The sequence below is a fragment of the Siansivirga zeaxanthinifaciens CC-SAMT-1 genome, assembly GCF_000941055.1.
Taxonomy (GTDB): Bacteria; Bacteroidota; Bacteroidia; order Flavobacteriales; family Flavobacteriaceae; genus Siansivirga; species Siansivirga zeaxanthinifaciens.
On record NZ_CP007202.1, the window covers coordinates 1,223,891 to 1,245,253 of the forward strand.

The 21,363-nt window shown below is 32.9% G+C and carries 17 protein-coding genes, 2 tRNA genes and 1 pseudogene; 12 read left to right on the top strand and 8 right to left on the bottom strand.

All coding sequences use genetic code 11. The features are described from left to right. The first annotated feature begins 9 nt into the window (after positions 1-9). From AW14_RS05445 to clpX, 6 genes are all read left to right on the top strand, one after another. A complete protein-coding gene (locus AW14_RS05445; RefSeq protein ID WP_044637900.1) occupies positions 10-723 on the top strand; it encodes a pyridoxine 5'-phosphate synthase in 714 nt (237 codons plus the stop codon). Beyond that, complete coding sequence (locus AW14_RS05450; protein WP_044637901.1) at positions 723-1,487, top strand: alpha/beta fold hydrolase; 765 nt, start codon at positions 723-725, stop codon at positions 1,485-1,487. The genes AW14_RS05445 and AW14_RS05450 overlap by 1 nt, the downstream gene beginning before the upstream one ends. A 31-nt stretch (positions 1,488-1,518) precedes the next feature. Further along, positions 1,519-1,866, top strand: a complete 348-nt coding sequence (locus AW14_RS05455; protein WP_044637902.1) for a phage holin family protein — start codon at positions 1,519-1,521, stop codon at positions 1,864-1,866. Positions 1,867-2,003: 137 nt separating this feature from the next. Next, positions 2,004-3,332 carry a trigger factor gene (gene tig, locus AW14_RS05460; RefSeq protein ID WP_044637903.1) on the top strand — a complete coding sequence of 443 codons (1,329 nt, stop codon included), beginning with the start codon at positions 2,004-2,006 and terminating at the stop codon, positions 3,330-3,332. Between the two features lie 176 nt (positions 3,333-3,508). After that, positions 3,509-4,183, top strand: a complete 675-nt coding sequence (gene clpP, locus AW14_RS05465; RefSeq protein WP_044637904.1) for an ATP-dependent Clp endopeptidase proteolytic subunit ClpP — start codon at positions 3,509-3,511, stop codon at positions 4,181-4,183. A gap of 157 nt (positions 4,184-4,340) precedes the next feature. Next, positions 4,341-5,573, top strand: a complete 1,233-nt coding sequence (gene clpX, locus AW14_RS05470) for an ATP-dependent Clp protease ATP-binding subunit ClpX (RefSeq protein WP_044637905.1) — start codon at positions 4,341-4,343, stop codon at positions 5,571-5,573. Between the two features lie 287 nt (positions 5,574-5,860). Here the strand turns inward: clpX and AW14_RS05475 are convergent, their stop codons facing one another. Next, on the bottom strand, positions 5,861-7,375 hold the full coding sequence (locus AW14_RS05475; protein WP_044637906.1) for a GH3 auxin-responsive promoter family protein: 1,515 nt from the start codon (positions 7,373-7,375) through the stop codon (positions 5,861-5,863). Positions 7,376-7,417: 42 nt separating this feature from the next. On the opposite strand from AW14_RS05475, the gene AW14_RS05480 reads away from it, so the two are divergent. Further along, complete coding sequence (locus AW14_RS05480; RefSeq protein WP_044639502.1) at positions 7,418-8,212, top strand: DUF2797 domain-containing protein; 795 nt, start codon at positions 7,418-7,420, stop codon at positions 8,210-8,212. Positions 8,213-8,272: 60 nt separating this feature from the next. Here the strand turns inward: AW14_RS05480 and rpsU are convergent, their stop codons facing one another. The 4 genes from rpsU to AW14_RS05500 all read right to left on the bottom strand — a co-directional run bounded on the left by rpsU (position 8,273) and on the right by AW14_RS05500 (position 12,987). After that, entirely contained in the window at positions 8,273-8,467 is a 195-nt protein-coding gene (gene rpsU / locus AW14_RS05485) for a 30S ribosomal protein S21 (protein ID WP_044637907.1), read from the bottom strand. A gap of 37 nt (positions 8,468-8,504) precedes the next feature. Beyond that, positions 8,505-9,368 (bottom strand): sigma-70 family RNA polymerase sigma factor, encoded by an 864-nt coding sequence (locus AW14_RS05490; RefSeq protein ID WP_044637908.1) that lies wholly within the window; start codon positions 9,366-9,368, stop codon positions 8,505-8,507. Positions 9,369-9,479: 111 nt separating this feature from the next. After that, entirely contained in the window at positions 9,480-12,176 is a 2,697-nt protein-coding gene (locus AW14_RS05495; RefSeq protein ID WP_044637909.1) for an AsmA-like C-terminal region-containing protein, read from the bottom strand. Between the two features lie 106 nt (positions 12,177-12,282). After that, positions 12,283-12,987: a queuosine precursor transporter gene (locus AW14_RS05500; RefSeq protein WP_044637910.1), complete on the bottom strand. Its 705-nt coding sequence runs from the start codon at positions 12,985-12,987 to the stop codon at positions 12,283-12,285. Between the two features lie 72 nt (positions 12,988-13,059). On the opposite strand from AW14_RS05500, the gene folK reads away from it, so the two are divergent. Both folK and AW14_RS05510 read left to right on the top strand, forming a co-directional pair. Next, on the top strand, positions 13,060-14,193 hold the full coding sequence (folK, locus tag AW14_RS05505; RefSeq protein WP_044637911.1) for a 2-amino-4-hydroxy-6-hydroxymethyldihydropteridine diphosphokinase: 1,134 nt from the start codon (positions 13,060-13,062) through the stop codon (positions 14,191-14,193). Between the two features lie 238 nt (positions 14,194-14,431). Continuing rightward, entirely contained in the window at positions 14,432-15,379 is a 948-nt protein-coding gene (locus AW14_RS05510; protein WP_044637912.1) for a hypothetical protein, read from the top strand. A gap of 103 nt (positions 15,380-15,482) precedes the next feature. Here the strand turns inward: AW14_RS05510 and AW14_RS05515 are convergent, their stop codons facing one another. Both AW14_RS05515 and AW14_RS05520 read right to left on the bottom strand, forming a co-directional pair. After that, positions 15,483-16,145: a class I SAM-dependent methyltransferase gene (locus AW14_RS05515; RefSeq protein ID WP_245617621.1), complete on the bottom strand. Its 663-nt coding sequence runs from the start codon at positions 16,143-16,145 to the stop codon at positions 15,483-15,485. 82 nt (positions 16,146-16,227) lie between these two features. Then, positions 16,228-16,767, bottom strand: a complete 540-nt coding sequence (locus tag AW14_RS05520) for an RNA methyltransferase (RefSeq protein ID WP_044637913.1) — start codon at positions 16,765-16,767, stop codon at positions 16,228-16,230. Positions 16,768-16,889: 122 nt separating this feature from the next. On the opposite strand from AW14_RS05520, the gene mutS reads away from it, so the two are divergent. The 3 genes from mutS (at position 16,890) to AW14_RS05535 (ending at position 19,783) form a co-directional block, all read left to right on the top strand. Beyond that, positions 16,890-19,502: a DNA mismatch repair protein MutS gene (gene mutS / locus AW14_RS05525; RefSeq protein WP_044637914.1), complete on the top strand. Its 2,613-nt coding sequence runs from the start codon at positions 16,890-16,892 to the stop codon at positions 19,500-19,502. A 97-nt stretch (positions 19,503-19,599) separates the two neighbouring features. Next, positions 19,600-19,671: transfer RNA gene (locus tag AW14_RS05530), tRNA-Gly, on the top strand. A 25-nt stretch (positions 19,672-19,696) separates the two neighbouring features. Next, a tRNA-Leu gene (locus AW14_RS05535) sits at positions 19,697-19,783 on the top strand. A gap of 730 nt (positions 19,784-20,513) precedes the next feature. Here the strand turns inward: AW14_RS05535 and AW14_RS15300 are convergent. Next, positions 20,514-21,317: pseudogene (locus tag AW14_RS15300) on the bottom strand (recombinase family protein); the annotation flags it as partial. Positions 21,318-21,363 lie beyond the last annotated feature (46 nt).

Consider the following 21,363-nt stretch of genomic DNA (forward strand, 5'->3'; position numbering starts at 1 on the left):
CCATAATACATGACAAAGTTAAGTGTAAATATTAACAAGATAGCAACTTTAAGAAATTCCAGAGGTGGCGATGTGCCTAATGTTGTGCAGTTTGCAAAAGATGTACAGCGTTTTGGTGCCGAAGGTGTAACCATTCATCCAAGACCAGACGAACGCCACATTCGTTACCAGGATGCCCGCGATTTAAAACCTGTAGTTTATACAGAATATAATATCGAGGGAAACCCAGTAGAATCTTTTTTAAAATTAGTGTTAGAAGTTAAACCTACACAAGTTACTTTGGTGCCAGATGCCGAGGATGCTATAACCAGTAATGCAGGATGGGATACCATTAAACATAAAGATTTTTTAGTTGATGTTATAAAAGAGTTTCAACAAAACGGTATTAGAACATCCATATTTGTAGATCCTGTTTTAGAACAAATTGAAGGCGCAAAAGCTACTGGAACCGATAGAATCGAGTTATATACCGAAGCTTATGCACACCAATACGGATTAGGAAATAAACAGGCAATAACACCTTATTTTAACAGTGCTAAGTTAGCCAACGAATTAGGTTTGGGTATTAATGCAGGGCACGATTTGTCTCTAGAAAATATTAAATTTTTTAAAGATGAAATTCCTGGATTGTTAGAAGTATCCATAGGGCACGCCTTAATTGCAGAAAGTTTGTACTTAGGCGTTGAAAATGTTATTCAAATGTATTTACATAAATTAAAATAATGCTTTTACATTCAAATATTTTAGGCGAAGGCCATCCATTTGTTATTTTACATGGTTTCTTAGGAATGAGTGATAACTGGAAAACGCTGGGAATTCAATTTAGTGAAGAAAATTTCGAGGTGCATTTACTTGACCAGAGAAATCACGGACACAGTTTTCACGATGATGCCTTTAGTTATGAAGTGATGGTCGAAGACTTGAAACATTATTGCGACCACAACCATTTAAAAGATATTGTTTTGCTGGGACATTCCATGGGAGGAAAAACAGCGATGTTATTCGCTACCATGTATCCAGAATTGGTTTCTAAACTAATAATTGCCGATATCTCTCCACGCTTTTATCCTGTGCACCACGACGGTATTTTAAACGGATTAAGTGCTTTAAACTTTGATGAAATAAAAAGCCGAGGCCAAGCCGATAAAGTTTTAAGCAATTATGTGCACGATCTAGAAACCCGTCAGTTTTTGTTAAAAAATTTATATTGGAAAGAAAAAGGAAAGCTTGCGCTACGCATAAATATTGATGTTTTAAAGGATGAAGTAGCCGAAGTAGGCGAACCCTTGCCAAGTTATGCAACTTTTAAAAAAGACACACTGTTTTTAAGAGGTGACAGGTCTGAATACATAGGAGTTGGCGATGAAAGTATTATAAAAACCCATTTTCCAAAAGCAACTATTGTAACCATTGCCAATGCAGGACATTGGTTGCATGCCGAAAATCCAACCGACTTTTTTGATGCCGTGATGGGGTTTGTTCAATAAATTCGTATATTACATATTAAAATTTTAATATATGAAACTCATTATCAAACTTTTATTAAATGCCATAGCAGTTTTTGTAATCGCTCATTTTTTATCGGGTGTAACTGTAGATTCTTATGTAACAGCTATTATCGTTGCGGTTGTTTTATCAATTTTAAACCTATTGGTAAAACCCATTTTGGTGGTATTAACCTTGCCAATAACCATTGTAACTTTAGGCTTGTTTTTGCTCATTATTAACGCGCTTATTATTTTGTTAGCCGATTACTTAATTGCTGGCTTCGCTGTTAGTAGTATTTGGGTAGCCATTATCTTTAGTATCCTGCTTTCTATATTGCATTCCATATTAAATTCGCTTTTAAATGAAGATAAAAAATAGCTTAAAATCAAGCAATTAAAAACTTTGTTGGGTGGCAAAAATATTGTATTTTTGCCACCCAATTTTGGTTACAAGAATTGGTTTGTTGATTAAACATATTTGTTAAATGCCTCTAAAAAGGCTTTATATCATTTAAAATGAATATTACAAGAGAAAACGTTGATGCATTAAATGCTGTAGTAAAAGTAGATATCGCTAAAGAAGATTACAGCGATAAAGTTGAAAAAATATTAGCAGATTACCGTAAAACAGCTAACATTCCTGGATTTAGAAAAGGGCATGTGCCTATGGGTATGGTAAAAAAGCAATATGGTCAAGCTGTATTGGTTGATGAAGTTAATAAACTATTACAAGATGCTTTAAACAAATATTTAACTGAAGAAAAGTTAGATGTATTAGGACAACCATTACCAAAACCTCAAGATCAAATCGATTGGAATGCTGAGTCATTTTCTTTTGAATTTGAATTAGGTTTAGCACCAGAATTTGAAGTAAGTTTAGATACTAAAGATGCAATTACAGAATATAAAATAATTGCAGACGAAAAAATGCTTGATGAGCAAGTAGCTAATATTCAAAAACAATATGGTAAGTTAGTCTCTCAAGCTGTTGTTGAGAAAACTAGTGAAATTACAGGTGTTTACAAAAATGAAGAGCGCGATATTGAAAACAAAGTAACCCTTACTTTAGATAAATTTGCTGGCGATGCTACCGAAAAACAATTTATAGGAGCTAAAGTTGGCGATGTTCTTACTTTAAATACAAAAGGACTTTACAGCGATGATCACGAATTAATGCATGCGTTAAAAATTGGTCACGATGAGGTTCATGGTTTAGATATCGAAGTAACATTTACAATTTCTGAAATAAACACACGTGAATTAGCAGATTTAGACCAAGAATTATTTGATAAATTATTTGGTAAAGATGTTGTTTCAAATGTAACCGAATTAAAAGCTAAAATTAAAGAAGACGCCGAAAGACAATTTGCACAACAAGCAGATCAAAAGCTTTTAAATGATGTTACTGAATTTTTAGTTGAAAATACAAAATTCGATTTACCTGCAGAATTCTTACAAAAATGGATGCAAACAGCTGGTGAGAAGCCTTTAGATAGCGATCAAGCAAAAGAAGAATACGAGAAATCAGAAAAAAGCTTGCGTTATCAATTAATTGAAAGCAAATTGATTACCGACAATAACATTCAAATTACTATGGATGATATTAGAAATCAAACAAAAACAATGATAAAAGCACAAATGGCTCAATTTGGTCAAACAAATCCTTCAGAGAAGGAATTAGACGATATTGCTGCTCGAATTTTATCAAATCAAGATGAAGCGCGTCGTATTTCTGAACAATTAATTAGTCAGAAATTATTAGCACTTTATAAAGAAAAAGCAAATATTAAAGTTAAAGAATTAAGTTACGAAGACTTTGTAAAAGAAGTTTACGGAGATAAATAATTCCTTACCTTTTAAAGAATAATTCCTTATATTTAGGCGCTTTAATAAATTTATTAAAGCGCCTAATTTGTTGAATAAGCAGGCCTGTTTTTTTTAAAACAGTAAATCTTCCAACATTTAAAATCTCATACAATTGAATATTAAGGAATTAGTTTAAAAACATAACAAGTAACATTATGGATTACGCAAAAGAATTTGAAAAATTCGCGATAAAAGATCAAGGAATAAGCAGTACATATTACAATAAAATTATAAGTAGTATGTATCCAACAAATTTAACACCAAACATTATTGAAGAGCGCCAAATGAATATCGCTATTTTCGATGTGTTTTCTCGTTTAATGATGGATCGTATTATTTTTATGGGAACGGCTATCAATGATCAGGTAGCAAACATCATACAAGCACAACTTTTGTTTTTAGAAAGCACCGATGCTAATAAAGACATTCAAATTTATATTAATTCTCCAGGTGGAAGTGTTTACGCTGGTTTAGGTATTTACGATACCATGCAATTTATTAAACCAGATGTAGCAACTATTTGTACAGGTATGGCAGCCTCTATGGGAGCGGTTTTACTTTGTGCAGGCGCTAAAGGAAAACGCAGTGGTTTAACCCATTCTCGTGTTATGATTCACCAACCATTAGGCGGTGCGCAAGGTCAGGCGAGTGATATAGAAATTACTGCAAGAGAAATCTTAATCTTAAAAGAAGAACTATATAACATTATTAGTAAGCATTCTGGTCAAGATTACGACAAAGTATATGCCGATAGTGATAGAGATTATTGGATGAAAGCCGATAAAGCTAAAGAATACGGTATGATTGACGAGATTTTAGCTCGTAATTAATTATTAATAAAAAAAGTCTAATAATTTAGATTTGATATCAAAAGTGTTTTTTTATTGAAAATGTAATTACATTAATTTTCAATAAATTAGCACTTTTAAATATATAAGCTTAAGCATTAGAAATTGAAAAGCTTACTTTTACAATTAAATAAGTATAATGGCGAAAGAAGAATTAGAATGTTCATTTTGTGGTCGTAAAAAACCAGAAACTAATTTATTGATAGCAGGATTAGATGCTCACATTTGCGATAGATGTATTGAGCAAGCACATGGTATTGTTTTAGAAGAATCGAAACAATCCGATTCAGACGATTTATCTGCCGAGTTAAAACTGCGCAAACCACAGCAAATAAAAGAGTTTTTAGACGAATATATTATTGGTCAGAATATGACCAAAAAAGTAATGTCTGTAGCAGTTTACAACCATTACAAACGTTTATTACAACCCAATACCTCAGATGATATTGAAATACAAAAAAGTAATATCATCATGGTTGGTCAAACGGGTACAGGAAAAACATTAATAGCTAAAACCATTGCTAAAATGTTAAATGTGCCTTTAGCAATTGTTGATGCCACGGTATTAACAGAAGCTGGTTATGTTGGTGAAGATGTAGAAAGCATTTTAACACGTTTATTACAAGCAGCCGATTACAACCTAGAAAAAGCAGAAAAGGGGATTGTTTTTATTGATGAAATTGATAAAATTGCTCGTAAAAGCGATAATCCTTCAATAACTCGAGATGTTTCGGGTGAAGGTGTGCAACAGGCTTTATTAAAATTATTAGAAGGAACGGTTGTAAATGTACCGCCAAAGGGTGGTCGTAAGCATCCCGATCAAAAGTTTATCGAAGTAAATACCGAAAATATTTTATTTATTGCTGGTGGTGCTTTCGATGGTATCGATCGTGTTATTTCTAGACGTTTAAATATGCAGGCTGTTGGATATAGTGCTTCCATTTCAGATAATGTAGTAGATAAAAACCATTTACTTCAATATATTATTCCGAAGGATTTAAAAGATTTTGGATTAATACCTGAAATTATTGGTCGTTTGCCGGTATTAACTTACATGGATCCTTTAGATGCCGATACTTTAAGAGCCATACTTACACAGCCTAAAAACGCAATTATAAAACAGTATCAAAAATTATTCTCTATGGATGATATTGATTTTAAAATTACCGATGGAGCCTTAGATTATATTGTTGACAAAGCTATCGAATATAAATTAGGAGCGAGAGGCTTACGTTCTTTATGTGAGGAAATTTTAACCGATGCCATGTTCGAGTTACCAAGTAGCGACGATACCGAGCTTAAGGTTACTAAGGCTTACGCCGAAGAAAAATTATCGAAAATAACTTTAAAGAAACTAAAAGCAGTTTCTTAAAAAAGAAGATTATTATAATAAAAAGAAAGCCACGTATATACGTGGCTTTCTTTTTTTGTATGGATTTACTAATTAATATAAAATATCGAGAGTGAATTACGAATAATTCGTATTTTAAATTCCTTTAAGGGATTGAATTTTAATACCTGAAATAATATTTTTTAAAAACTTGGTTAAAAATAGATGTAATAAAAACTTTGGCAAAGCTTCAAAAGACACTTTTAGACCATAAGGCTAAATATTCGTTTAAAAACTTTGCGCTTGGTCGTTGGTCGATGTTTTTCAAATTAACCATTCATTTTTAATAATTCTTCAATATAATCGCGTGTATTAGATAGTCTTGGTACTTTATGTTGGCCACCTAATTTATTGTTTTCTTTTAACCAGTCGTAAAACAAGTTGGTACGGGCAATATTAATTTTTGGTTTGTTTAGCGTGATGTTGTTATAGCGCTTCGCTTCATAGTCAGAATTTAAAGCCTTTAAAGCATTATCAAATAGTTCATTAAAATAATGAATGTCATTTGGGAGTGTTTTAAATTCAATTAACCATTCGTGAGCACCTTTTTCTTTACCTTCCATAAAAATGGGCGCTGCTGTATAATCTACTATTTCAGCTTTGGTACGCTTGCATACTTTTTTTAAGGCATCTTCGGCATTTTCAATTATTAACTCTTCGCCAAATACATTAATGTGATGTTTGGTTCTCCCTGAAATTTTAATTCGGTAAGGACTTAATGATGTAAATCGAACGGTATCGCCAATTTTATAGCGCCAAAGTCCGCCGTTAGTGGTAATTATTACCGCGTAATTTTGTTGCAGTTTTACTTCACTTAAAGGAATGGCGTATTCGCTGGGTGTTGCATAAACATCCATGGGAATAAATTCGTAAAAAATACCATAATCTAACATTAATAAAAGTTCGTTAGAATTATTCTGATCTTGAATAGCAAAAAAGCCTTCAGAAGCATTATAAATTTCGTAGTACTTAAAATCTTTTTTTGGAAGTATTTTTTTATACTGATTAATGTATGGTGTGAAACTCACCCCTCCGTGAAAATAAACTTCTAAATTAGGCCATATATCGTGTAGGTCTCTTTTGCCTGTAGTTTCTAACACATTATTTAGCAAGACTAGCATCCAGGAAGGTACGCCAGCAAGACTTGTTACGTTTTCATTAATCGTTTCGTCTACAATAGCTTGCATTTTGTGTTCCCAATCGCTCATAAGCGAAACCCGGTTGCTTGGGGTGCTGCTAAACTCGGCCCAAAACGGCATGTTATCAATTAAAATCGCCGATAAATCACCAAATACGGTTCCGTTTTCTTTAAAAAGTTGTTTGCTTCCTCCTAAACGCAAGCTTTTGCCTGTAAATAACTGAGACGCTTCATTATTATTAAGATACATACAAAGTAAATCTTTACTAGCTGCGTAATGGCAATCTTCTAACGATTCTTGACTTACAGGAATAAATTTACTTCTGGAGCGTGTGGTACCACTCGATTTTGCGTACCACTTAATAGGCGTCGGCCAAAATAAGTTGGTTTCGCCTTTCATGGAACGTTCTATAATGTCCTGCCAACCATCATAATTTTTAATAGGTACGCGCTCTGTAAAGGTTTTATAGTTTTTTATAGAAGCAAAGTCGTAAGTTCGACCCAACTCTGTATTTTTAGCCATGTCTAAAAGACTAAAAAGCAATTCGTTTTGTACTTCGTTAGGATATTTTAAAAATAATTCAATTTGATGAAAACGTTTTTTAAGAAACCAAGAAGCAATCGAATTTACTATAGTGATTGGCATATTTATTTTATATTTAATTTTTTAAAAATAACACTTTTTTTCATGACCTACCAAGGCGTATTAACAAAAATGGAAACCGAATTTTCGTCACCCATTCAGTATTATTTAGTTTTCGATAATGATTTTATAAATGTAAATCAATTACTCAATAAAACCATACATATTCAATTTGTAAAATACCAATGTTTAAACTGCGGATTAGATAAAACGATTTACCGACAAGGATTTTGTAAAAGTTGTTTTTTTGAAATTCCGCAGGCCGCCGATTGGATTATGCATCCAGAGTTAAGCACCGCTCATTTAGATAAAGAAGATCGTGATTTAGAATACGAAAAGAAAGTGCAGTTACAGCCGCATATTGTTTATTTAGCAAATTCTAGCAGCGTTAAGGTAGGAGTAACCAGAAAAAGCCAAGTGCCAACGCGCTGGATAGACCAAGGAGCACACGAAGCCATTGAAATAGTTGAGGTGCCTAATCGGTATTTAGCAGGCATTACCGAAGTTGCGTTAAAAGATTATGTAGCCGATAAAACCAATTGGCGTACTATGCTTAAAAATGATATTCAAGATGAAGATCTTCTAGAATGGCGAGCACGCTTAAAACAATACATACCAGATGAAGCTATGCCTTATTTTATTGAGAATAATAAGGAAACACATCTGGATTTTCCGGTGTTTAAATATCCGCAGAAGCCAAACAGTTTAAATCTTTTAAAGTCTTTAGACTATACAGGAACCTTAGTTGGTATAAAAGGACAGTATTTAATATTTGACGATGATACTGTTTTTAATATCAGGTCTAACGAAGGTTTAGTCGTTAATTTAAATATAGCATAAACAAAAAATCCCATCTATAACTTACTGTACAGATGGGATTTTTCACAAAGAATTTAAAGATTAAATATCTTCTTGGTCTCTTAAATTTTGTATGTAAGCTGCTTTTTGTATCTGGCGTCTTCTTTTAACAGACGGCTTGGTAAAAAATTGTGCATCTCTTAAATTTTGCATCACTTTTACATTTCGGTGTTTTCTTTTGTAACGTTTTAATGCGCGTTCTATATTTTCGCCGTCTTTAATAATAATCTTTAACATGTATGAAATTTATATAATTAATCGTGTCGTTTTAGGCTTATCCTAAATACGTTTTTAATACTTTACTTTTTGATGTATGTCTTAGCTTGCGAATACCTTTTTCTTTAATTTGTCTTACACGCTCGCGAGTTAAACCAAATGCATCGCCAATTTCCTGAAGACTCATAGGTTGTGTGTTGCTTATGCCATAATAATTACGAATAACTTCAGCTTCATTTAAAGACAGGGTATTTAATGCACGATTAACCTCTGTGGTTAGCGAATCGTTCATTAAATTGTTATCTGGTTGCGGTGTTTCGTTCGATTTTACTACGTCGTATAGGTTAGAATCTTCACCTTCTTTAAAAGGGGCATCCATAGACACGTGTCTTCCTGAAATTTTCATAGACTGCTTAACATCGCTTAATGTTAAATCTAAATTGTTTGCAATTTCTTCGGCACTTGGCGCTCTTTCATGTGTTTGCTCTAAAAAGGAATACGCTTTATTAATTTTGTTAATAGACCCAATTTTGTTTAACGGTAACCTTACAATTCTAGATTGCTCGGCTAAGGCTTGCATAATGGCTTGTCTTATCCACCAAACGGCATAAGAAATAAATTTAAACCCTCGGGTTTCATCAAAACGTTTTGCTGCTTTCACTAAGCCAGCATTGCCTTCGTTAATTAAATCGGGAAGGGTTAAACCTTGATTTTGATATTGTTTTGAGACCGATACTACAAAACGTAAGTTAGCAGTTGTTAATTTGTCTAGAGCTTGTTGGTCGCCTTGTCGAATTTTTTGAGCTAATTCTACTTCTTCTTCGGCTGTAATTAATGATATTTTACTAATATCTTGAAGATACTTATCTAACGACTTAGATTCTCTATTGGTAACTTGTTTCGTAATTTTTAATTGCCTCATCTATTTTATTTAAAGTTAAACTAAGTTCAATCTAACTTTTTTTTCGAGAAATCCTAATTATTTAAGGTTTTTCTTTAAAATAGATAAATTTTCTAATTTTAAAATGCAGTTTTATTGCATTTTATTTAATAAAAAGCCAGGTTGTTTAACCGTGTCTTTTGCTTTCTTTTTACTGCCTAATAAATTACCAAGTACGTTCTTAACTGCATTGGTTGTTGTATTGGTTTTTGTAGAGTCTGTAGGTGTTTTATTGCCCTCTAAAATGCCACCAAGCACGTTTTTAACCGAGTTGTTTTGTTGTGTTTTTAAAGAATCTGATTTTGTTTTATTCCCATTTATTAATCCGCTAAGTAAATCTTTTGCTTTATCTTTTCCTTGGCCTATTAATTTTTGTTTTTCAATTTCAATTAATTGTTTGGTTAAATTAGATACACCACTTGTAAGATCTGTTTTTACCGATGGACTCGTAAAATTGCCGGTAATGTTTGCGGTAACAGGAATTGAAATATTATTAGCTTCTTTAGTATCTATTTTACCTATAAGTCTGTTTATTTCGCTACCTAAGTATTTGGCTGGAACATTAAAAACGGCGTTGTAATTTAAAGTTTTATCAAAACCGTGTGAGCCAACCACATCAATAGTAATATCCTCGTATTTTATTTGGAAAGGTTTTACACTTACTTTTCCGTCTTTAAATTCGAGTTTTGTTTTTAAGTCTTTTAAATTAAGTTTATTAAAATCAATAAAATTTAAAGAGCTAGTAAGCTTACTTAACAAGGCGCTTTGGTTTTCGCTTATTTTGGTTGAAAGTAATTCGGCTAAAGCATTACCAGAAACGGTACTTAAATTGGGCGTAAAATCGTCTCCTAAATTACCAGATAAGCTAATATTTGTATTAAGTTTTCCTTGAATAAAATTAGCGATAGGAGCCAAACTTTGTAGTAATTCTAAACCTTTAAAAGATTTTGAAATATCGAAATTATTGGCGCCTAAATTAAAATTAAAAGTAGGTGTTTCGTTTTTAGTAGAAACATCGCCATTTATGGCTAAGGCACCATCAAAAATACTCGAAGTTAAATTTGTTATGCTGGCTTGTTCGTATTTAATAGTAAGAACACCTTTAACATCTTTCAAATTTAAATTGTCGTAAACAACGGTATTTGCACTCGCATTTAATGTGCAATCAAAAAATGCCGGAATTTTTAAAGCTTCTGTTGGAGTATTGGTTTTATTGGCCGTTTCGTTGCTTTCTTCAGCCATAAAATCACTTACTTTAAATACATTAGAATTTAAATTAAAGTTTCCTTGCAGTTTGTTATTACTCAATAAAAAGCCCATTAAATTTTTAATAGTTCCGGTTGCATTAATATCGCTTTCACCTGTTTTAGCTTTGAAATTATTTAAGGAAACGGTTTCCGGATTAAACGTTAAGCTTGCTTCTGAAATATTAAAAGGATGCACCATCTCTTCTGAAGTAAATTCGAAATTTGAAAGACTGGCAGCACCGCTGTTTTTTATTCGTGCGTAGGCATTTGTTTCTAGAGCTTCCATATCGAAAGCGGTATTTAATTTAGCTTTTAAAATGCCGGTTAACCGATGCTCTAAATCAATAGGATATGCTTTTGATAAGTTAGCAAGGTTTAAAACACCATCGATGTTCGCATTGACTAACATATTTTTTGTGATGTTTTTTAGGGTTGCCGACGATTTAAAAACATCGTTATCAATTTTAAAATTGAGGGTATTAATATCAATATAAGTATCGTCAACTAATCCCGTGGTGTTTTTTATTGCTGTATTTATAACAATATTTTCAACACGTTTTGGTAAATCTGGATATTTAAACGAAGCGTTGTTAGATGTTATTTGAATATCCAGCTTGGGTATGGTGGTATCGGTAGACATTCCTTTTATAATACCTTTCACCTTAAATTCGCCAGTAGTTTCAACCCCATTAATGTTTTTAGAGTAGGTTTCTGGAATCACGGCTAAAAAGTTTTTAAAATCCGATTCCGGATTTTCAAAAGTAATATCAATGTCTTGTCCGTTTTCAAGAAGCTGAACCCAACCTTTAAACTCTAAAGGCAATTTATTAATAAAACCTTGATTTTTTTTGAATGTGTATTTGCTGTTATTCAGGTCTAAACCAATGAGTGCATCTAATTTTACCGGGTTATTGTTTAAATAGTTAATACTATCAAATGTAAAACTAACATGAGCCTCGGTTTTTGTGTCTAATTCTGAATCTTCAGCCGAAAAAATACCGCTTCCAGTATGATTAAGCTCGCTAATGTATAAGGACATTTTTGAAACATCATCAATGTAAGTAATCGCGCTATTATTGATGCTGTAATGGTCTATATCGAAAGCAAAACTGCTGGCTTCGGTTGAAGCGTTTGCTTTGTCTTTAGAAATATCGTAATTGGTGTTTCCAAAACTATCTGTTTTTAAGGTAAGCATGGCCTTATCAACCGTAATAGCATTAACCTCTAAGGGGCCGTCGCTGGCGCTTTTAAATAGTTCTTTAACAGACATGCTAAAAGCTATGTTTTTGGCACTTACAAGGGTTTGGTCTTTAAAAGGTTCGAAATTGGTAATTAGTAAATCGTTAATACCAACATGTACTTTAGGGAAACTTTTAATAAAGCTTAAACTTACATCGCTAAACTCAACTTTTGCATTAACGTTTTCGTTAATAAAACGTTTTACTATATCTTTAATTTGCCCCTGAAAAGCAAAGGGAAGTGCTAATAAAAGAGCTAAAATAATAAGTATAGAGATGCCGAAAATTTTTAGTGCTTTCTTCAAAATAATGAGCGTTTAGAGTTTGTAATTACTTTATAAAAAGATATACGCAAAAATGCGACGAAAAGTTTTAATATAAGAATTTACGACGTTAAGTTTTGTATAAAGTTTATATGAGGTCTATTTCTTCGTTCACCTTTAAATTGAAGCGTTTACTAAATAAAAACACACCTAAATATAAAAATGGGGTATCTAAAACGGCAATAATGAGCTTAAATAGAAAACCACTAATAAGCAGTCCGTTAAAATTGGCCCAATCTATAATACCGAAAAAACATAAAAGGGTTACAATACTAAGGGTATCAACAAATTGAGAAAACCAGGTAGAAAAATTATTTCTAATCCAGAGATGTTTGCCTTTGGTTACGCGTTTCCAGAAATGATAAATTTGAATATCTACAAACTGTGCAAACAAATAGGTAAGCATACTGGCAAAAACAGCGATGGCCGAGTTGCCAAATACGGTGCTAAACATGTCGTCGCTAACATAAGACCAAGAGGTAGCTGGCACATGGCTGGCTGTAAAAACAATTAATAAAGAGAAAAGTGAAGCAAATATACCAACCACCACAATGTCGTTGGCGCGTTTTTTACCATAAATTTCACTAATTAAATCGGTGATTAAAAAGGTGATAGGATAAGGTAAAATACCTACCGATATTTCAAAAAGTTTGCTGCCAAAAATCTCCATATCAAACGGATACCAGTAAAAGAATTTTTGAAAAATTAAATTTGATACCACCAGCGAGGTAATAAACAATCCTCCTAAAAGCAGATAAATACGTTGGGCAGCAAGTTTGTTTTTTAAGGTCATGAAATTTTGTGAATAAATAGGCTTCGTAAATATAAAGGAATAAATTTTGTTTTAGTTATTTTGCCATTACTTATGATGCAACCAACCACATTTTACGTAGCTTTAGGAAGTAATAAAGGCGATAAATTTAAAAATCTACAGGACGCTATAGATTTAATTCATTTTAAAATTGGCCACATTACCCTTATTTCTAAAGTGTATAAATCGCCAGCTTTTGGTTTTGAAAGTGACGATTTTTTTAATTGTTGCCTCATTCTAGAAAGCTATTTAGAACCCCAGGTGGTTTTAGAGTCTTTGCTAAAAATTGAAACACAACTAGGACGTGTTCGAACAGACCTAAACACATACGAAGCACGTATTATCGATTTAGATATTATTTTGGTTGAAGACCAGATTATAAATACAAACACACTAATAGTACCGCATCCCGAAATGCAAAAACGAAAGTTTGTTTTGCAGCCATTAAGCGATATTGCATCAAATGTAAAACACCCATTATTACAAAAAGATATTGCGCATTTGTTAGTTGATTGTGCCGACCCAAGTGTTCTGGAACCTATTAATATTGGGTTAAAAAAACCAAGTAAAGCCATCGATTTTTCTAAATATAGTTTTATTGCTATTGAAGGTAATATAGGAGCAGGAAAAACCAGTTTAGCTAACAAAATAGCCAACGATTTTAATGCAAAACTTATTTTAGAACGGTTTGCCGATAATCCGTTTTTGCCCAAGTTTTATAACGATGCGGTGCGTTATGCTTTTCCATTAGAAATGTCTTTCCTTGCCGATAGATACCAACAAATTAGCGACGATTTATCGCAACTTGATTTGTTTAAAGATTTTATTGTTAGTGATTATGATGTTTTTAAATCGCTCATTTTTTCAAAAATAACATTACAAGAAGACGAGTTTAAACTATACAGAAAGTTGTTTTATTTAATGTATAAAGAGCTTCGTAAACCCGATTTATATGTGTATTTGTATCAAGATACCGAACGTTTGCAGGAAAATATTAAAAAACGCGGACGCGATTACGAGCAAAATATAGCCAATGAATATCTCGAAAAAATCAATACGGGCTATTTAGAATTTTTAAAAACACAAACCGAATTTAACGTAAAAATTATTGATATTTCCAATAGAGATTTCGTAAAAAATCGTTCTGATTATTTATGGGTTTTGAGAGAGATATTATTAAATTCTTGATAGTTTTAAAGATTATTTTCTGCATCATTTGTAATTTTAGCATAATAAATCGACCAATAATTGAGTTATTTATTTAAAATATAATTTAATTAATTTAATGTGCTTTTGCAATTGCAAGGCTTAACTAGTTCAGCTTATTTGATTACTTATTATTTGAAAATCATTAAAGTAGGACAGGATAGTTCAGGATAGATTATTTTTTTTAATCTTTAATTTTACAAAAAAATTCAAAAAAAATATGGAAAAAACAAAAAATACACACAGAATATTAACAATTATCTCATTAATTGTTTTTATAACCTATTTTTCTTGTTCGTCTAGTGATACAGATCTTAGTCAAGAGATAGAGGAGGTTGTTATTCCTGTCCCAGAACCAGAACCAGATCCAGTCCCTGAACCAGAACCAGAAGTGATAATTGATGAAGATACAGGTCCTTATACAACATGCAATCCCGAAGGTGAAAATGCTACTAGAACATCAAACGATCTACCCAACCCTGTTAATGTTGGGACTATTGATGATAGGAGTTGTTATGCAAATTACAAAGAGGTTGAAATTGATGGACTTACTTGGGGAATATACAACATAACAGCTGGTTCCAATAATCAGGATGCTCCAAATACCTTACAACCTCGAATAGAACGTTCATTACCTGTAGCGAACTCCAATGTAGGATCATCTGTTAAATTTACAGGAGACTTTAGAATTCTAGAAGTAGCTGATGCAGGTTCTTTTGGTCAAGATGGTACTTACATAGCACAAGCTAAAGGACAACACACTGGTGGCGGAGGTTCTGCCGATCCCGCTATTTGTCTATATAGAGCACATCCTGTTTACGGTACAGGTAGTAAAGCAGATAAACAAGTTGCTTTTGATATCTATGCTGAGCGTATATTAGAACGTGGTGGCTCTGGAAGCGGTAGAGAAGTTGTTCTACTAAAAAGAGTTAATAAAAATGAAATAACTTCTTTTGTGTTAGAGGTAGGTTTTAAAGTAGACCCAAGCGATTCTTCAAAAAAAATACACTATTGTAATGCTATAATTGGAGGTGAAGCCTTTAATTGGAATATTCCTTCACCAGAAAGAGGGACCCAATCGAAAATTAGATATGGTGCATACCGAGTTAGAGGCGGAAGAGCACAGATTAGATGGGCAAATACAACGCATGAAAGAGTTCAAAACTAATTTAAATTTGATTTAGAATCGTATTCTATAAACGTAAAATAAAAAAGGCTGCCTTAGAAGGTAGCTTTTTTTATTTAGGAGACAAAACCAAATATGAAAAGGTTTATGGTAATTCATATAATATGGTGATAATTTGACTTTTGTTGGGTCTATCTAAATAATACGTTGTTAGTTGTTTCGCACAATTAATTTTTAAATTAAATGGAGGTTTTAATAAATCAACTCCACTATCGTGTTTTAACCGAATACCTTGGCCAGATATAATATCCTTATTCGGAATAAAATCACCTAAAGGAATATGCTCAGTTAGGATAATATATTTATAATAGTGGATTTTTTTAAGGATGCTTTTAATCTCAGCGTTTGATAAATGTTGCAATACTTGTCTTAAAATAATACAGTCTGCATTAGGAAGTTCATCTATTGCAATATTTATGCAGTGGAATTCTAAATTATCAGCTTTAAATAATTTTTTATTTCTTTTAATTAGGCTATCCACAATATCAATAGCAATATATGTTTTAGTGAATTTTATAAGGTGCTTTCCAATATTAAAATCGCCACAACCTAAATCGCAGACTACCAGTGGTTTTTTATGAGATTTTAAAAAAGTGATTACAGTTTCTATATAGGGGGTTATAATTTTAGGTTCGTGAGATCCTTCACCCGAGTAAAAATCAAATGTATGGCCTCCCCAAAGATGCATGTTATAGATTTGTTCCATAACAGCTTTTGTTGGCCAGGGTGTTTTTGATTTTTTTTCCAAAGTTTTTTAAAAAAAATGTTGTTTAAATATCGATATTTAATACCATTAAGAAAACGGTTTTCGGTGTATAGTTCTAGTCGATTTATTGCGTTGCTTGATGCAGCTTACTAAACACATCCCAAATTACAATACCGCAACTCACCGAAATATTTAAAGAATGTTTGGTGCCGTATTGCGGAATTTCAATAACCACATCGCTTGCAGAAACCACTTTTTGTGAAACACCTTTAACTTCGTTGCCAAAAACTAAAGCATAAGTTGTATGGGCTTCGGGTGCAAAATTATTTAGCATTGTAGCATTTTCGGCCTGCTCAATAGCGCATATTTTAATGTTTTGAGCTTTTAGTTTTTCAATTAAATCCATGGTGTTTTCAACATATTGCCAGGCTACGGTATCGGTGCTTCCTAATGCTGTTTTATGAATATCTTTGTTTGGCGGTGTTGCCGTAATGCCACAGAGGTAAATTTTTTCAACTAAAAAAGCATCACTTGTTCTAAAAACAGAGCCAATATTGTTTAAACTTCTAATATTGTCTAACACAATAATTAGAGGTGTTTTTTTTGCTTCTTTAAAATCATCGACACTCAATCGGTCTAATTCGCTGTTTTTTAGTTTTCGCATTTAATAAATGATTAATAATTGTAGATAACTTATAGGGTTTCAACTTCAAAAAAAATCAAAATAACAGTACATTAGCAATCTTACAATACATGCAAAAATAACACTTAAAAACCACTTTACCATTGGCAAAAAAAGAGAAAAAAGAAACACCTTTAATGAAGCAGTATAACGCTATAAAAGCAAAATATCCTGATGCTTTATTGTTGTTTCGCGTGGGTGATTTTTATGAAACCTTTGGTGAAGATGCTATTAAAACCGCTGGGATTTTAGGTATTATTTTGACTAAGCGTGGCGCTGGAAGTGAGAGTGAAATTGAACTAGCAGGATTTCCGCACCATTCTTTAAATACGTATTTACCAAAACTTGTAAAAGCCGGAGAGCGCGTTGCTATATGCGATCAATTAGAAGACCCCAAGCAAACAAAAACCATTGTAAAGCGAGGTGTTACCGAGTTAGTAACGCCTGGTGTAGCCTTAAATGATGAGGTATTAATATCGAAATCGAATAACTTTTTATGTTCGGTGTATTTCGATAAAAAAAACATTGGTGTTTCTTTTTTAGATATCTCTACAGGTGAGTTTTTAACCTCACAAGGCAATGCCGAATACATTGATAAGTTATTACAAAATTTTAATCCGAGTGAAGTTTTGGTTTCTAAGCAAAAACGCACGTTGTTTAACGAAACGTTTGGCACCGATTTTCATACATTTTATTTAGAAGATTGGGTTTACCAAACCGATTATGCTTACGAAACCTTAATTAAACATTTTAACACAAAAACCTTAAAAGGGTTTGGTATTGAAGCGTTGCAGGAAGGTATTATAGCCTCGGGTTCGGTGCTTCATTATTTATCGGAAACGCAGCATAATAAATTAGAGCATATTGCCTCTATTTCAAGAATTGCCGAAGACGATTATGTTTGGATGGATAAATTTACCATTCGTAATTTAGAGTTGTACAATTCTACAAACAACAATGCGGTTACCCTTTTAAGCGTCATTGATAAAACAATTTCGCCTATGGGCGGGCGTATGTTAAAACGCTGGTTGGCCTTACCTCTTAAAAGCATCGATAAAATAAAGCAACGCCATGAAGTGGTTAGTTTTTTCACCAAGGAAACTTCGGTGCTTCAGAAAATACAAAATCAAATAAAACATATTGGCGATTTAGAGCGGTTAATTTCAAAAATAGCTACCGGAAAAGTTAATCCGCGTGAGGTTATTCAGCTTAAAAATTCATTAGAAGCTATAGTTCCTATAAAATCGATTGCTTCAAACTGCACAAACGAATCTTTAAAAATTATAGGCGATAATTTGCAAAGTTGCGATGTACTTCGCGCCAAAGTGAAAGAAATGCTTAATGAAGACGCGCCTGTAAATGTATTAAAAGGTCATACCATTTCAGCGGGCTTTTCGCAAGAGTTAGACGAGCTTCGAGGTTTATCAAAATCAGGAAAAGATTATCTCGATAATATGCTTAAACGCGAAAGTGAACTTACGGGCATCACGTCGCTTAAAATAGATTCAAACAACGTTTTTGGTTATTATATTGAAGTGCGCAACACGCATAAAGATAAAGTGCCAGACAGCTGGATACGAAAGCAAACCTTAGTAAATGCCGAGCGCTATATAACCGAAGAATTAAAAGAATACGAAACCAAAATATTAGGTGCCGAAGATAAAATTCTAGCCATCGAGCAGCAATTGTTTGCCGAATTGGTAGCATGGTTAAACCAATATATAAAACCGGTACAACAAAATGCCTATTTAATTGGCCAGTTAGACTGTTTATGTGGTTTTGCTCAATTAGCTATCGATAATAACTACATCTACCCAGAGATGGATGCTAGTTTTGATTTAGATATTAAAGAGGGACGCCATCCAGTTATAGAAAAACAATTGCCTATTGGAGAAGCCTACATTGCCAACGATGTGTTTTTAGATAGAGCAACCCAGCAAATTATCATGATTACCGGGCCCAATATGTCGGGTAAATCGGCTATTTTACGTCAAACAGCCTTAATCGTTTTATTGGCTCAAATGGGTAGTTTTGTTCCAGCAAAAGAAGCCCGAATTGGTTTAGTAGATAAAATATTTACCAGAGTAGGAGCGAGCGATAATATCTCGATGGGCGAATCGACTTTTATGGTTGAAATGAACGAAACAGCTTCTATTCTTAATAATATATCCGATAGAAGTTTGGTGTTACTCGATGAAATTGGTCGTGGCACCAGTACTTATGATGGTATTTCTATAGCCTGGGCGATTAGTGAGTATTTACATGAACACCCATCAAAACCCAAAACATTATTTGCAACACATTACCACGAACTTAATGAAATGACCGAAACTTTTAGTCGTATTAAAAACTTTAATGTTTCGGTAAAAGAATTAAAAGACAATGTGCTTTTTTTAAGAAAACTGGTAGAAGGTGGTAGCGAGCATAGTTTTGGTATTCATGTAGCTAAAATGGCCGGAATGCCGCAGCAGGTTTTGCGACGCGCTAATCAGGTTTTGAAAAAATTAGAGAAGTCGCATTCCAGTGAAGAACTCACCGAAACAGTTAAATCTTTAAATAATGAGATGCAACTCAGTTTTTTTAATTTAGACGACCCTTTGTTAGAAAATATAAAAGAAGAAATACTACATACTGATATAGATACACTTACACCTGTTGAAGCCCTCATGAAATTAAACGAAATTAAACGTATGTTGGTAAAGAAATCTAAAAACTAATATTTTTTTAAAATAATTTCAAAAAAGACTTTGTACTTTTAATAATTGTACTAAATTTGCAACCGCAATAACGATATTGCACGTTCATACAAAGACTGCGAAAGTAGCTCAGGGGTAGAGCATCACCTTGCCAAGGTGAGGGTCGCGGGTTCAAATCCCGTCTTTCGCTCTGAAACTTTCTAAAAATATACCATGCTGAAGTGGTGGAATCGGTAGACACGTTGGACTTAAAATCCAATGAACATTAGTTCGTGCGGGTTCAAGTCCCGCCTTCAGTACCAAGTGGGACAAATCATTTTTTTTTGATTTGTCCCTTTTTTTATTCCCTTGTGAGCCCTTGTTAACACTAGCAATTTTCAAAAGTATAGGGTTTACATCAGCGGTTCGAACTTCATTTTTTTCAAATTGAAATTTTTTAGGGAATATCGAACCAATTAATTTTCTCTTACGGTCAATATCTGAATTAATAAACAGATTATCAATGCTTTCTAATTTATTTAATCCGTTTCTATAGGTGTTAAGAATTTCGTTTTGATTGGTTTGCTGTTTTTCTTTATCCTTTAATTCGTTGAAAGTAGTTTCATATCTAATTTTAGCTTTTTGGTAGTCATTAGAGTCTATTTTCCCATCAATAAACAAGTCCTGTAGCTTTTCAAGTCTCTCGTTAATATCGCTCAATTTTTTGTAATGACTTGCTCCCAGAGCTTGGGTTTTAGATTGTAGTTTAAACTTATCTTTAATCATTTTAAAGAGTAGGTTTTGGGTGTTTTTATTTAAGCTAATACTCTGTAAGAAGTCTTGAAACCAAAGTTCCACATCCTGAGCTTTATATCTTGTATTGCATGGTTTCACACAATGGTAATAGTCATAATATTTAGAACGCCCTTTGCTAGAACTAGCTAATAAGGGATTATGGCAATTAGGGCAAAGCACAAAATCTTTTAATGGAAAAATGGGATTTATTTTTTTATGTTTTAGTTTAAACTGCTTTTTTCCACCATCAATAATGGATTGCACCTCTTGAAATAATGCTTTAGAAACAATAGGTTCATGTATGCCCTCTACAATCATTTCCTGCTCGTCTTTGAATGCTTTAATGTAAATATCTCCACAATAGAGGCTGTTTCTGATAATTCTAGCAAAAGCAGATTTACTAGTCTTAAATCCATTTTTTCTTAGAATATCCAGTACCTCTTTTTGATTGTAGTGTTTAGAAGCAATAAGCTCAAAAGCTTTCTGAATATGTTTAGCATCTTCATTGGGTTTAAGAATGGGTTTCTTGTGGTTGTCTCTACCCATATCATAGCCTTTAGGAGGGCTAGCTACATATCTCCCTTCTTTAAAAGCACGTCTCATACCAGATATGACATTAAGGGAACGTCTTTGATTTTCAACCTCTGGTATAGACAGATATACTGCAAGCATGATTCCCTGTTCAGGGATAGATAAATCTAAAGGTTGTTCGATAGCATTGACGATAATACCTAAATCATTAAAGGTTTTAATAATATTATAAGATTCGGTGGTATTTCTAGAAAACCTATCCCATTTTATAAATAAAATTTCATCAATGGTTGTAGCATTCTTTTTGGCATACTGCATAAGCTTTTTGAATTCGGGTCTATTAAATGTTTTAGCAGAATAATCTTCTCTGTAGACACCTATAATATCATAGTTATTAAGTTTGCAGTAGTTTTTCAGTTTTTGCTCTTGGTCTCGCAATGAAAATCCTTTGTCAGCTTGTTCGTCTGTAGAAACCCTGACGTATAAAATAGCTTGTTTCATAATGTATCGATTTTTGTAAGGTTGTCGCATATCATTTCTGAAAGAACTTCCAATAGGTTAATAATCTCTTTTATTT

Bases quoted from the DNA above. Each gene is read 5' to 3' on its own strand.
- AW14_RS05445 (WP_044637900.1), top strand. From the start codon at position 10: ATGACAAAGTTAAGTGTAAATATTAACAAGATAGCAACTTTAAGAAAT.
- AW14_RS05450 (WP_044637901.1), top strand. From the start codon at position 723: ATGCTTTTACATTCAAATATTTTAGGCGAAGGCCATCCATTTGTTATT.
- AW14_RS05455 (WP_044637902.1), top strand. From the start codon at position 1,519: ATGAAACTCATTATCAAACTTTTATTAAATGCCATAGCAGTTTTTGTA.
- tig (WP_044637903.1), top strand. From the start codon at position 2,004: ATGAATATTACAAGAGAAAACGTTGATGCATTAAATGCTGTAGTAAAA.
- clpP (WP_044637904.1), top strand. From the start codon at position 3,509: ATGGATTACGCAAAAGAATTTGAAAAATTCGCGATAAAAGATCAAGGA.
- clpX (WP_044637905.1), top strand. From the start codon at position 4,341: ATGGCGAAAGAAGAATTAGAATGTTCATTTTGTGGTCGTAAAAAACCA.
- AW14_RS05475 (WP_044637906.1), bottom strand. From the start codon at position 7,375: ATGCCAATCACTATAGTAAATTCGATTGCTTCTTGGTTTCTTAAAAAA.
- AW14_RS05480 (WP_044639502.1), top strand. From the start codon at position 7,418: ATGACCTACCAAGGCGTATTAACAAAAATGGAAACCGAATTTTCGTCA.
- rpsU (WP_044637907.1), bottom strand. From the start codon at position 8,467: ATGTTAAAGATTATTATTAAAGACGGCGAAAATATAGAACGCGCATTA.
- AW14_RS05490 (WP_044637908.1), bottom strand. From the start codon at position 9,368: ATGAGGCAATTAAAAATTACGAAACAAGTTACCAATAGAGAATCTAAG.
- AW14_RS05500 (WP_044637910.1), bottom strand. From the start codon at position 12,987: ATGACCTTAAAAAACAAACTTGCTGCCCAACGTATTTATCTGCTTTTA.
- folK (WP_044637911.1), top strand. From the start codon at position 13,060: ATGATGCAACCAACCACATTTTACGTAGCTTTAGGAAGTAATAAAGGC.
- AW14_RS05510 (WP_044637912.1), top strand. From the start codon at position 14,432: ATGGAAAAAACAAAAAATACACACAGAATATTAACAATTATCTCATTA.
- AW14_RS05520 (WP_044637913.1), bottom strand. From the start codon at position 16,767: ATGCGAAAACTAAAAAACAGCGAATTAGACCGATTGAGTGTCGATGAT.